The following is a 12,469-nucleotide window of genomic DNA, read 5'->3' as shown; positions in this document are numbered from 1 at the left end:
ATGAACTTAGAGTAACCAATCTCAATAGTAAAGAAAAGGTATCGAAGCACTCAGTTACTATAAATTGACGCGAGCGTGAGGTTAGAAGAGGGTTTGGCTATCATGCTTAAGCAAGATTTAGCGCTTTTTCGTGGTTTAGCTCCAGTTAATGAGTAAATGAAGGATTTAATAACCAAACATGTTCAGTTACGGCTAGCTCAGATGCCGCATTAAGGGTTGATGACTGGCTTTCAAGCTCGATAATTTTATAGTCGGCATCATAATACTGCTGTAACTGCTGCTGACTAATCGAAAAAGGCGGGCCGTCTTTTTTACTTTGATCGTAGCTTAGGGTGATTAACAGTTGTGGTGCATGATTGCTAAGCTTAACTATTTGCGCACTATAATCAGCACGCATCGTTGCTGGCAAGGCTATCAATGCTGCTCTATCATAAACAGCATTAATCTCGCCTATATCTGTTGCGCTCAGAGCAAAAATATCTGCTGCCCATAAAGTAATGATTTGCCCAGCTAGCTGACCCTGATAGCGTTTTAAAATAGATTTATCCGTAGCGCTCGTAAATTCAGTGATAGTAGGAATAACCTTTTGTTCAGCAAAGAACGCTTGCACAGCGGTTTCGATAAGCTCGACGCCAACGACATCGTAGCCTGCGTGCGCAAGCCATACCATATCAACCGATTTACCGCACAAAGGTACCAAGACTTGGCCACCGATGGGCACTGCCAGTTCAGAAAAATACTTGATTAGCTGAGGATTGACGTCAGACTTATGAAAGCCAATACGGCCGTCTTGCCAGCGCTGTTGCCAAAATTTAGAATCCATACCTTTATTCCTAACCTATCTATACTTTAGATGTTTGGTATTATCATACCGCTAAACGCAATAAAAAAGCCAAGCGTCTTAACCCTTGGCTTTGATAGCGTATAAAATTCACGTTACCGGTTTAGTTCACCATATACTGACTAAATTCTTTGCGCAATTTGGCAAGTTTCGGCGGAATAGCAAAGTTACAATAAGCTTGACCCGGGTTTCTATTATAGAAGTCTTGATGGGCGTCTTCAGCTTTGTAAAATTCCATAGCGGGATGGACTTCTGTCACCACATTGAGGCCCATGTCGCGTAATTTGTTAATGGTACGGTCGACCGTTGGTTTTTGCGCCTCATCGGTATAGAAAACCACGCTGCGATATTGGCTGCCGACGTCGTTGCCTTGACGATCCATGGTGGTGGGATCATGCGTGGCAAAAAACACATCAAGAACCACTTCTAATGGTACGATAGATTCGTCAAACTCAACCTTGATTACTTCAACGTGTCCGGTATCACCGCCGCAGACCGCTTCGTAGTTGGCAGAAACGGCATCGCCGCCCATATAGCCTGACACCACAGATTGCACGCCTTTTACGGATAAAAATACTGATTCGGTGCACCAAAAGCAGCCACCGCCTAAGATAATGGTTTGCATAATTGTTCCTATTATTATAGATGTTGTCATAGAGATGCGCTAAGTGCTTTATCTGGTTGTAATATTTCATCTTTCAATACTGCTTTTATGTCTCAAGATTACTTTTATAAAGGATTAGCGTTACCTATTTAGCTTAGCAGGGCAACTGGTCGCGATAAGTAACAAACAGTAATGTTATAATGGGCTTTTGCTATCTTTAGCTGTCTTTAAAGCATTGAGTAATGCACTATTTAATTAACGTTTTATTTTTAAAGAATCAAAGTCTCATTATTAAAAAACGAGCCATTATCAAAAAACGACCCACCATCAAAAAACGAGTAACCTCATGAGCCAAACTAAGCCTGCTAACCTGACTAATGACACCGTGAAGCACGATACCTTATTTACCACGCCACTCGATAAAGCGGCGCGTTTTTCTTTTGATGAGCAAGTGGTGGCGTGTTTTCCTGATATGATTCGCCGTAGTGTACCCGGTTATGGTCAAGTGCTGGCGATGTTGCCGATATTCGCTCGTCGTCACTGTAAATACCGCCAGCAAGATGATAGCGGCCAGCGTGTCAGCCGTGTCTATGATTTAGGGTGCTCACTGGGTGCGGCAAGTATGGCGTTGGCAGGCGAGTTTGAGTCGCAAGATTTACAGATTAAGGCGATTGATATCTCACCCGCGATGACCAATGAGGCGAGTACGTTATTAACGGAGAATTATCCGGCGCATACTATTGAAGTCATTACTGCTGATATTCGTGATGTCGAGCTTGAGCCATGCGATATGGTCATTCTGAATCTGACGCTGCAATTTCTGCCCGCTGCCGATAGAGTGGCAGTGCTTGAGAAAATTTATGCTGCATTAAGTGAGGGTGGTATTTTGGTATTGACCGAAAAAACCCATGCTTTTGATGAGCAGTATGATGCATGGTTGGTTGAGCGTTATTATGATTTTAAACGCGCCAATGGTTATACCGAGATGGAAATCAGCGGCAAACGCAATGCCTTAGAAAACGTTTTGATTACCGATACCTTGGATGAGCATCATATGCGTCTAGCGCAAGTTGGCTTTGAGCGTCATTTGACCTGGTTTCAATTTTTAAACTTTGTCTCTATTGTGGCCTTTAAATAATATTTAAACGCGATAGTAATAACGGCTCGACTTTTAATATAAATTTTTACTCTATCTTTTTACCGACATGGCAATCTGTTTTTATGCTTAACGACACCATTATTCTCGCTGAACGCGAATTATATTTAACCTTGCTGTCATTGGCGCAGCAGCAGCCGAGCGCTTATGAGTGGCTGACGCGCTTGCCAACGTGGCTTAATGATATCAAAGATAAAGCCAATTACGCGCACGCGCCCGCTTACCAAGCGTTGGTAGCACGATTGCCAACAGTAGCGGCTGATAAAGTAGATTTGGACAGTGATGTATTAACTATTGCCGCCAATCTCAGCGACTCTGAGCGCAAACAAACCTTAGCGCTACTAAAGCAGCTAATGCCGTGGCGCAAAGGGCCTTTTCAAATTGGTAGTGATAAAGACTGTTCGATATTTATCGATACCGAATGGCATAGCGATTGGAAATGGCAAAGGGTCGCACCGCATTTAGGCACGTTAAAAGGACGACGAATATTAGATGTGGGCGGTGGCTCGGGTTATCACGGTTGGCGAATGGCAGGGGCAGGCGCGGAGACGGTCATCATCATTGACCCATCATGTTTGTTTTATCATCAATTTATGGCGATTCGTCATTTTGTTGGCGCCGCTGATCATTATAAAACGCATTATATCCCTGTACCGCTTGAAGCCTTGCCGGAGCACAGTCAGCTATTCGATACGGTTTTTAGTATGGGCGTGCTCTATCATCGCCAGTCACCGTTTGAGCATTTGCAACAGCTAAAAGGGCAACTGGTTAAAGGTGGCGAGCTGGTGCTTGAAACATTGGTTATCGATGGCGATGCCAATACCGTACTTGTGCCGCACGACCGCTATGCGCAGATGAATAATGTCTATTTTTTGCCATCGGTCGATGCACTTATTGGCTGGCTAGAAAAAGCGGGGTTTAGCGAGGTACGCTGCGTCGATGTAGCGGTTACATCGACTGAGGAGCAGCGCAAAACCGAATGGATGACGTATCATTCATTGGCGGATTTTTTAGACCCTAGTGATGCCAGTAAAACCATCGAAGGGTATCCTGCGCCGAAACGAGCAACCTTAATTGCAAAAAAATAGCGCTGGTTAGTTTGCGGTTGGCAAAGAGAGGTTGGTTAAATAAACCAGCGTTTAAATGCCATCTCTATCAATACTTTTAGGATAAAACCGATAAAACCCGCACCTAAGGCCAAAAACATCCAAAAAGTACCAGCGCGCCCAGCGTTAGACTGTTTTGATAAATCCCAAATGATAAAGAATAAGAAAGCAATAAAAATGGGCAATAAAATATACATGCCCCAACTGGTGACGGTACTAGAAGCAATGGCAAACATGGTTTTGTCCTGTCAATGAAAGTGTAAAGTGCTGCGTTTTCTATGGTCTGTTTTTATATATGGTTATAAATGGCATCAGCATTTATAGCAGTAATAGATTAATGTTGCCATTATAACGCGGAATGAGGTTGCTATAAATGTTTCACCAACGTCAGACAACAGTAACGCTACAATCCGCCTAAATAGACTTGTATTGGCAGCCTATAATAGCCGTTACCTTGTCACTTGCGCATATCTAGTATAATAGCGGTGATTTTAATGCTATTTTTGGTTCAAATAGTGCAATAGCAGCTAAAGGTTGTTATATTTATAGGTTACTTATTTTTTCTGCCTTATCTTATATTACCCCAATTTTTTGTTCATTTATCTGAGTTTATAGTCCTATGTCACAAGCCCAAATCGATACGCTCGCCTCACTGTTTGACAGTGCCATTGAAGTCCTAAAAACGAACGGCGAACTACCGGCTGATTGGCAAAACAACAGCCAAATTACGCGTACTAAAGATACCAGTCATGGTGACTTTGCGAGCAATATCGCCCTAACGGCTGCCAAAGCTGCGAAAGCCAATCCGCGCCAGCTTGCTGAAAAAATCGTCAACGCCTTGCCTGAAAATCAAAATATTCGTCAAGTAGAAATCGCAGGCCCCGGTTTTATCAACGTCTTTTTAAATACCGAAGCCAAATTTGCGGTGTTAGAAGATATCTTTAAGTTGCAAGAACGCTTTGGTTTAAGCAAGCAGTTTAAAGGTCAAAAAATCCAAGTTGAATTTGTCTCGGCCAACCCTACGTCTAGCTTACACGTCGGTCATGGACGCGGCGCTGCCTTTGGCATGAGCGTGGCAAATTTGCTTGAAGCCATCGGTTATGACGTCACGCGTGAGTATTATGTCAATGACGCCGGACGCCAAATGGACATTTTAGCGACCAGTACTTATTTGCGTTATCTAGAGGCCAACGGCGAGGCAGTCACCTTCCCAGTCAATGGCTATCAAGGCGATTATGTCAGTGATATCGCGCAAACGCTAAAAAGCCAGCATGGCGACAGCTACGTTCATAGTTTTGCTGACATTGCAAAGGACGTAGCAGCAGATGCGCAGTTTGAAATAAATAATGATGGCGAAAAAGTACTGCTATCAGGCGATAAAGAAGCCCATATCGACGGACTGATTGCTAATAGTAAAGCCTTGCTTAGTGATGGCTACGAGCTGTTTTTAAATGCGGCATTGAGCAGTATTTTGGCTGATATCAAAGACGACTTAAACGACTTTGGTGTCCGTTATGAGTGCTGGTTTAGCGAAAGATCCATCGATAGCGAGATTGAGCCTGTTTTACAAATCCTCGATGAAAAAGGCTATTTATACGAAAAAGACGGCAATATCTGGTTTAAATCGACTGATTTTGGCGATGAAAAAGACCGTGTGGTACGCCGTGCTAATGGTCAAAGTACCTATTTTGCCTCTGATATCGCTTATCATAAAAACAAGTTCGATCGCGGTTTTGATAAAGTCATTAACGTTTGGGGCGCTGACCATCATGGTTATGTGCCGCGCGTAAAAGCGGCATTGACGGCGCTCGGTATCGATGCCGACCGCCTTGATGTGGTATTGGTACAGTTTGTTGCCTTATGGCGCGGTAGTGAAAAAGTGCAAATGTCATCGCGCTCGGGCAAATTTGTTACCTTACGTGAGCTGCGCCATGAAGTCGGTAACGATGCTGCGCGTTTTTATTACGTCGCTCGTAAGCCTGAAGTTCATGTTGATTTTGACTTGGAGCTGGCCAAATCGCAAAGTAAAGACAACTTGGTTTACTATATTCAGTATGCGCATGCCCGGGTTTGCCGTGTGTTAGAAAAACTAGAAACCAGTGGTCTGCAAGTAGACGATATTACTGGCGCTGAAAAGCAAGCGTTACTAGTCGCACCGAGCGAAGAAGAGTTGATTAAATTATTGGCCGCTTATCCGGCAACCTTGCTACGCTCAGCGACAGGCTATGAACCGCATATCTTAACCAACTATCTAAAAGAGTTGGCGGCGTTATTTCATGGTTGGTATGATGGCAATCGCATCTTGCCGGTCAGCCTAACTTCAGGTGAAACGCCAAGCCAAGATGAGACGGATTTGATGCAAGCGCGTTTACGCTTATCTAAAGCCGTACGTCAAGTATTGGCCAATGGATTGAGCTTATTAGGCTTGTCTGCACCGTCTAGCATGTAGTATAAAGGAAGACGGCTGTAGCCATTATTTGATGATAATTCTTCAATTCTAATCTAATCGACAGTGCTGATTCGATAAAGACAATTCGATAACGATAACTCGACAACGACAGATAATTCAGTAGGGAGAACGAGATCCATGTTAGCCAAAAAACCAAAAGGTGCCACTGAAAAACGCAAAACCAGTAGTGTGTCAGGCTTATTATGGATGTTTGTTGGGGCAGTATTGACGCTCATGATCGGGGTGTTTTTATACCTCTCACCCTTGTTTAACTTTAGTCCTGCGGGCAGCGGTGAGGGCACCGATGCTGATAGACAAGTTCAGCAACGGGTCGATACCGATACCGACAATGGTGATTATGAGTTCTATGATATTTTGCCCAATCAAGAAATGGCGACCATCCCTGATGAGGACTTCGGCGAAGGCAGTAGTAGCCAATCCGGTCAAATCACTGATTTTGAGCCAGATGTAGTCGTCAATCAGCCAGAAAACACCACGCCAAGTAATAATGATGCGGGTAACTTTGGTATTTCTGAGAGCACCACGATTGAGCCTAGTCGTAGCAACAATACGAATAATGCAGCAAACAGCAGTAATGACGACGATATTGTCATCGTCGAAGAAGATGCGACTTATGATGGTACACCAGCTGCCAATAATACAGGCGCGAATACAGGCGCGGCTGCAAACAGAGCTAATACAGCGAACGCTAGCAATGCTAGTATTCAGCCAGCGAAGCCTGCGGCGACTTATATTTTGCAAATCAACAGCTTTGGCGATGCCGATGAAGCAGACCGTCGGCGAGCGCAAGTTCTGATGGCTGGTGTCGATGCTAGAGTGGTGAAAAACACTACCGGTAACGGCCTGCCTATTTATCAGGTGATTTCACGCCCGATGAATAATCGTCAAGCGGTTGCTACTGCCCAGCAGCGCCTGCAAAATAACGGTATTGATTCTATTATCGTTGAGCAGCGCCGTTAAACCTAAAGCATTGATAAAGAAAGCGTCAGAGGACGCTTTTTTTATCCCTTTTTTTTTGATATGTTTTTTAGCTCCTTTCGGCAAACTCAATATAAGAGCATCATGATGACTGTGACTCCTTCAGAAACTGCGCCCGTTGGTATGATGAAAGCTTTTTTTCAAAAGTATTTTATCGATGCTTTTACCGGCATGGCGTTAGGGTTGTTTGTGACCCTTATCGCTGGTCTTATCATCTCGCAAATTGGTGGTTGGTTAAGCCTGCCAGCCTTGGTAGCAGTCGGCAAACTGGCGTCAGTATTAATGGGCGCAGGTATCGGTGTTGGTATCGCCTACTACCTAAAAGCACCAACTTTGGTGATGCTAAGCTGCTTGGTTGCAGGGATGCTTGGCGCGCATTCTGAAGCTTTGATGGCGGGCAATTTATTTATCGCGCAAGAGGCAGGTCCGGCAACTTTCGCTGCGGTGCCCGGTAATCCAATTGGTGCTTATTTGGCTTCAGTATTTGCTTATCGCGCTGGTACTTGGATCGCTGGCAAGACCAAGCTCGATATTTTGCTGATACCTTTAATGGTATGTACGGTGGCACTCATCGTCTGTGCGCTACTTAATCCTCCAGTTGTCGCTACGGTCAACGCCATTGGTCAGGGTATTCAAGCAGCGACTGAATTACAGCCGCTTCTCATGGGTGTCGTGATAGCAGTGGTGGTCGGGATTTTATTGACGCTACCGACCTCAAGCGCGGCTATCTGTATCGCTATTGGACTTGGCGGCTTAGCAGGTGGGGCAGCGGTAGTTGGCTGCGCGGCGCATATGATTGGCTTTGCGGTGGCCAGTTTTAAAGACAACGGCGTCAGTGGTATCATATCCCAAGGACTTGGTACCAGTATGCTACAGATTCCTAATGTCCTTAAAAAACCGCTCGTACTATTGCCTGCTGTGATTGCTAGCGCCATCGTTGGTCCTATCGCAACCGTTGGCTTTGGGCTAGCTTGCACAGCCACTGGCGCTGGTATGGGCACGGCAGGACTGGTTGGGGTGTTTGGCGTCATTGAAGCATCACAAGAAATCATGAGCAGTGCTCAGTTGTGGACGGCGATTATATTATTGATGTTCATTTTACCTGCTCTCATTGCTGGTCTGGTCGCTTACGTGATGCGCCGCCTTGGCTGGTTGGTCGATGGCGATATGAAATTGCCCTAAATGAATAGTAAGGCTAAAGCTAAAGCACGCCAATTTTCCTAACTATTTGTCTTAACTATCTATGATAAAAAAGCCCAGCTATTCAATAACTGGGCTTTTTTATGGTCTAACTCATAAGTTTTTCAATTAACGACGCACATCTTTTGGTGCATCGCCATTTGGCCAATCTTTGTCTTTATTGGCTTTGACAGGGCGCGGCAAATGGGTAAAGTAGGCGGCAATATCGACCGCTTCTTGATCGCTTAGTGTATTGCCCTGACCGAACGGCATTTTACCTTTAATAAAGGCCGCGGCGGTATATGTACGCGCCATGCCTGCGCCATCATTAAAAGACTTGTCGCCTGCGACTGCTGGGTAAAGGTAAGTACCATCATCATTGTATTGACCTTCGCCATCAGCACCGTGGCAAAAGCTGCATTTTTCTGCAAACAGCTTTTTGCCGGTTTCAGGGTTTGGCTCTAACTCTTTATTCACTTTTACAAAACCGCGACCTTCAGGTGATACCCCAAATGGCATATCTTGCGACAACCAGCTCATATAAGACACCATCGCATTCATATCATCTGAATCAAGATCGAGTGCTTTACCATTCATCGAACGCTCAAAACAACCGTTAATACGCTCTTGAATGGTATTGACGCGACCTGCGCGTGAGCGATAAATCGGGTAAATACTTGGCATATTGTTCCAAGGTGCAGCATACGCTTCTGAGCCATTGCCTAGGTGACAGCTGGTACAGTTAAGCTGGTTACCAACGTTATTCGGCAGCTCTTTATAAGTATGGTTGGCAAGCTGTAGACCGCGGCGTACGGCAGCGCCATACTCATCATCTGGAATGGTCGATTCGTCTGGCATCTTAATGGACGGTTTACCGCTTGCAGCATCAGCGCTGCCTGCAGTTATATCATTGGCAGCAGGCATGTTACCTTTTAAGGTGTCTGCACGTGCCTCAAGATCCTTTACGCGTGCTAGGGCTGCTGCCTCTTCAACGCGATCAACTGCCTTAGTTTCACTACTATTATCACAACCTGTGATAACAGTTGCACCAAGAGCAAAGATAGACGCTACTAAAATAGAAGACTTAGTGCGTAAAAACTTTCTCATTGGAATGTCATTATCTTAAAATATAATATATAAAAATCTATCGATGTGTCAATTTAGAAGCAATGATGGCAGAACTTATGCTGTGGTTTAGATAAAAACGACAGCATGACTTTGCGTATACGCTCCACTTTGTTCATCAAAAACTACGGGGTAATCAATCAGTAACATGATGGTATCAAATACAAATACGTAAAGTGATTTTAAATTGAAAATAAAACATAACGTGACAAACCAAGTTAAAGAAAGCTGAAGCGCAAACCACAGTATCTATAGTGAGTGGGAAGTAATATCGATATATCAGCAATACCGTCGCGTTTTTAGGATATTTTGACTATATGTTGTTTTCTACTAAAAAGCGCGTGAATAGCGAAGTATTCATGCGCTTTTTGCTAAGGATGTTTGTTTAATAGTTTAACTTATCGTCGTGTATTTGCCGCTATATTAATGAGTAGTTACCGCTTTACGGTTGGCACTTTTCGCGCGCTTTTTGCCTTTTAATTTACGCGATAATTTGTTGATATCATTGAGTACCTGACCATAACGAGACGGGAATACGCGCTGGACGGCATCCATCATTTTGGCATCGTTGCCAATCAAACAGCGTGGCTGGTTGGTGGCGGCGGCTTGTAAGATAATCCAAGCCGCTGCGCTGGCATCGAATTTTAAAAATTTATTAAAGCTACTGATGGCTTTGCTACCGCTACGCATACCGAGGTCGCTGATACTGTCGTTACCGCGTGCGCTATTGGCAATATTGGTCTTAATACCGCCGGGATGCACACAAGTTGCCGACACGCCGCAGCGCTGAATGTCTAGCTCTTGGCGCAGGCTTTCGGTAAAGCCGCGTACCGCAAATTTACTGGCGTTATAAGCCGATTGTGACGGCTGCGCGGTCAAACCAAACAGGCTTGAGATATTAATGATATGACCATGCTCGTTAAAATGGCGCGCCTTGTTATCTTTTTTACCAGTATTAATTTCGCTTTCTTTGACGCTATTTTTAATCAGGGGTAAAAACGCCTTGGTGCCATAAACCACGCCCCAAAAATTGATATCCATCACCCATTCAAGCTCGCCAATGCTGCTGCCTTCAACGGAAGAGTAGAGCGCCACGCCTGCATTATTAAAGATAAAATTCACTTTACCATGTTCCGCCATCACGCTATCCGCCCACGCTTCGACGGCTTTATTGTCCGAGACGTCGAGTACGGTGGTGGTAACTTTGACATCATAGCCGACCAGTAGCTCCTTGGTCTGCGCCAATTGTTCAGGATTGATATCCGATAACGCCAGATGGCAGCCCATTTTTGCCAAATGCAGGGCAAGCTCGCGTCCCATACCAGAACCTGCACCGGTGATAGCGGCAACATGATTGGCATAGTAAGGGGTAATATCGTGGTCTTGCTGCGAGGAAAAAGGCAGATGTTGGCGTAGAGAGTTTGCTACTGCAGAGACATTGCTAGAAACGTGATTAAGCATGATAAACAGTCCTTTGTATCATTGATTTGAAAAGTGTGGTCGTCGATAAGGATAACGTATCAAAGTCGCTTTACCTTAGCATGATTTCTCCCTTTGGCTGCTATCGATTGATAAACGCAGCTGTCATTTTTAAACAGATTATAATGATAAAATACAGATATAAAAAAGCGCCTGAATAACTATCAGACGCTTTTTAAATCAATAGCCTGTTAAGCATATAGCCCGTCAAACATGATGAAGTGCTTTTATCCAATCATCACTTATGCAATTTTAGGGGTTTTGCCTTCGTTAATCACTTGCTCATCAACCAATACTGTTTTGGCATTTTTCATCGATGGTAGCTCATACATGGTTTCAAGCAGAGCGTTTTCGACGATAGAGCGCAGACCACGCGCACCGGTTTTACGTTCCATGGCTTTTTTGGCAATCGCATCAAGCGCTTCTTTGGTAAACTCAATCTCAGCGCCTTCCATTTCAAACAGATATTTATACTGTTTTACCAAGGCGTTTTTCGGTTCTGTCAAAATCTGTACCAAAGCTTCTTCATCAAGCTCTTGAAGCGCAGCCAATACAGGCAGACGACCAATCAATTCAGGAATGAGACCAAATTTGATTAAATCTTCTGGCTCGACTTGCTGCAATAAATCTGAGCTGCGGCGGCTGTCATCTTTGGAGCTGACATCGGCGTTAAAACCAATACCGCCTTTTTCCGTACGCTGCTGAATGACTTTATCAAGACCGGCAAACGCACCGCCAACGATAATCAAGATATTGCTGGTATCGACTTGGATCAGCTCTTGCTGTGGATGCTTACGACCACCATGTGGCGGGATAGCGGCAACCGTGCCTTCGATAAGTTTCAGCAACGCTTGCTGTACGCCTTCGCCCGACACGTCGCGAGTGATAGAAGGGTTGTCGCCTTTTTTACTGATTTTATCAATCTCATCAATATATATGATGCCTTGCTCAGCTTTGCTAACATCATAGTCGGAGGCTTGCAAGAGCTTTTGCACGATGTTTTCAACATCTTCACCGACATAACCGGCTTCCGTTAACGTCGTCGCATCTGCCATCGCAAACGGCACATCAAGCAAGCGTGCGAGTGTTTGCGCAAGCAAGGTTTTACCAGAACCCGTTGGGCCAATCAGCAAGATATTACTTTTTGCCAACTCAACCATGGCGTCATCAGCGCCGATTTTGGCTTTTTTGCTATCTCTAGCCAACGTTTGGCTGACTTTTAGGCGTTTATAATGGTTATAAACTGCGACCGCTAAGGCTTTTTTCGCCGCATCTTGGCCGATGACATATTCATCAAGCTTGGCACGTAGCTCTTTTGGCGTTGGCAGTTTTTTATTGACCCAAGAGGTATCAATGTCGCTGTCGTCGTCGCCATCTTCGGCGCTATCAGCAATCAGGTCCGTACATAGCTCGATACATTCATTACAGATATTGGCGTCGTCAGCGGCAATCAGCTGCTTTACTTCACTTTTTTCTTTGCCGCAAAACGAACAATGCGGGGTGTTATCTTCTGCCATATACAGGCACTCCT

11 protein-coding genes are annotated in these 12,469 nt (G+C 44.7%); 5 read left to right on the top strand and 6 right to left on the bottom strand.

Annotated features, from left to right (window positions below; all coding sequences use genetic code 11):
- Positions 1 to 145 precede the first annotated feature (145 nt).
- The gene (gene tmpT, locus AB8P72_RS12005) at positions 146 to 823 is read right to left on the bottom strand and encodes a thiopurine S-methyltransferase (RefSeq protein ID WP_068406972.1); all 678 of its coding nucleotides are present in this window, start codon (positions 821 to 823) and stop codon (positions 146 to 148) included.
- Positions 824 to 944: 121 nt separating this feature from the next.
- Complete coding sequence (gene msrA / locus AB8P72_RS12000; RefSeq protein WP_068406975.1) at positions 945 to 1,466, bottom strand: peptide-methionine (S)-S-oxide reductase MsrA; 522 nt, start codon at positions 1,464 to 1,466, stop codon at positions 945 to 947.
- A 325-nt stretch (positions 1,467 to 1,791) separates the two neighbouring features.
- Between msrA and cmoA the strand changes: the two genes are divergently transcribed.
- Both cmoA and cmoB read left to right on the top strand, forming a co-directional pair.
- The gene (cmoA, locus tag AB8P72_RS11995; RefSeq protein WP_068406978.1) at positions 1,792 to 2,583 is read left to right on the top strand and encodes a carboxy-S-adenosyl-L-methionine synthase CmoA; all 792 of its coding nucleotides are present in this window, start codon (positions 1,792 to 1,794) and stop codon (positions 2,581 to 2,583) included.
- 83 nt (positions 2,584 to 2,666) lie between these two features.
- Positions 2,667 to 3,689: a tRNA 5-methoxyuridine(34)/uridine 5-oxyacetic acid(34) synthase CmoB gene (gene cmoB / locus AB8P72_RS11990; protein ID WP_068406981.1), complete on the top strand. Its 1,023-nt coding sequence runs from the start codon at positions 2,667 to 2,669 to the stop codon at positions 3,687 to 3,689.
- Between the two features lie 35 nt (positions 3,690 to 3,724).
- On the opposite strand, the gene AB8P72_RS11985 is transcribed toward cmoB, so the two are convergent.
- Complete coding sequence (locus AB8P72_RS11985; RefSeq protein ID WP_068406984.1) at positions 3,725 to 3,943, bottom strand: DUF2788 domain-containing protein; 219 nt, start codon at positions 3,941 to 3,943, stop codon at positions 3,725 to 3,727.
- A gap of 383 nt (positions 3,944 to 4,326) precedes the next feature.
- Here AB8P72_RS11985 and argS point away from each other — a divergent pair, with 383 nt between their 5' ends.
- The 3 genes from argS (at position 4,327) to AB8P72_RS11970 (ending at position 8,337) form a co-directional block, all read left to right on the top strand.
- Positions 4,327 to 6,156 (top strand): arginine--tRNA ligase, encoded by a 1,830-nt coding sequence (argS, locus tag AB8P72_RS11980; RefSeq protein WP_369957798.1) that lies wholly within the window; start codon positions 4,327 to 4,329, stop codon positions 6,154 to 6,156.
- A gap of 138 nt (positions 6,157 to 6,294) precedes the next feature.
- The gene (locus AB8P72_RS11975) at positions 6,295 to 7,137 is read left to right on the top strand and encodes an SPOR domain-containing protein (protein WP_068406989.1); all 843 of its coding nucleotides are present in this window, start codon (positions 6,295 to 6,297) and stop codon (positions 7,135 to 7,137) included.
- Between the two features lie 102 nt (positions 7,138 to 7,239).
- On the top strand, positions 7,240 to 8,337 hold the full coding sequence (locus AB8P72_RS11970) for a PTS transporter subunit IIC (protein ID WP_226928940.1): 1,098 nt from the start codon (positions 7,240 to 7,242) through the stop codon (positions 8,335 to 8,337).
- Positions 8,338 to 8,463: 126 nt separating this feature from the next.
- Here AB8P72_RS11970 and AB8P72_RS11965 read toward each other — a convergent pair whose 3' ends face one another.
- The 3 genes from AB8P72_RS11965 to clpX form a co-directional block, all read right to left on the bottom strand.
- Positions 8,464 to 9,441: a c-type cytochrome gene (locus AB8P72_RS11965; RefSeq protein ID WP_068407785.1), complete on the bottom strand. Its 978-nt coding sequence runs from the start codon at positions 9,439 to 9,441 to the stop codon at positions 8,464 to 8,466.
- A 441-nt stretch (positions 9,442 to 9,882) separates the two neighbouring features.
- Positions 9,883 to 10,779: an SDR family NAD(P)-dependent oxidoreductase gene (locus tag AB8P72_RS11960; protein WP_369958295.1), complete on the bottom strand. Its 897-nt coding sequence runs from the start codon at positions 10,777 to 10,779 to the stop codon at positions 9,883 to 9,885.
- Positions 10,780 to 11,180: 401 nt separating this feature from the next.
- Positions 11,181 to 12,455, bottom strand: a complete 1,275-nt coding sequence (clpX, locus tag AB8P72_RS11955; RefSeq protein ID WP_068407781.1) for an ATP-dependent protease ATP-binding subunit ClpX — start codon at positions 12,453 to 12,455, stop codon at positions 11,181 to 11,183.
- Positions 12,456 to 12,469: the final 14 nt, after the last annotated feature.

Origin of the sequence: Psychrobacter sp. CLB018, from assembly GCF_041222815.1 — a bacterium.
Lineage (GTDB): Bacteria > Pseudomonadota > Gammaproteobacteria > Pseudomonadales > Moraxellaceae > Psychrobacter > Psychrobacter faecalis.
Note: the sequence above shows the minus strand (reverse complement) of the source record. Positions and strands in the feature narration are given on the sequence as shown.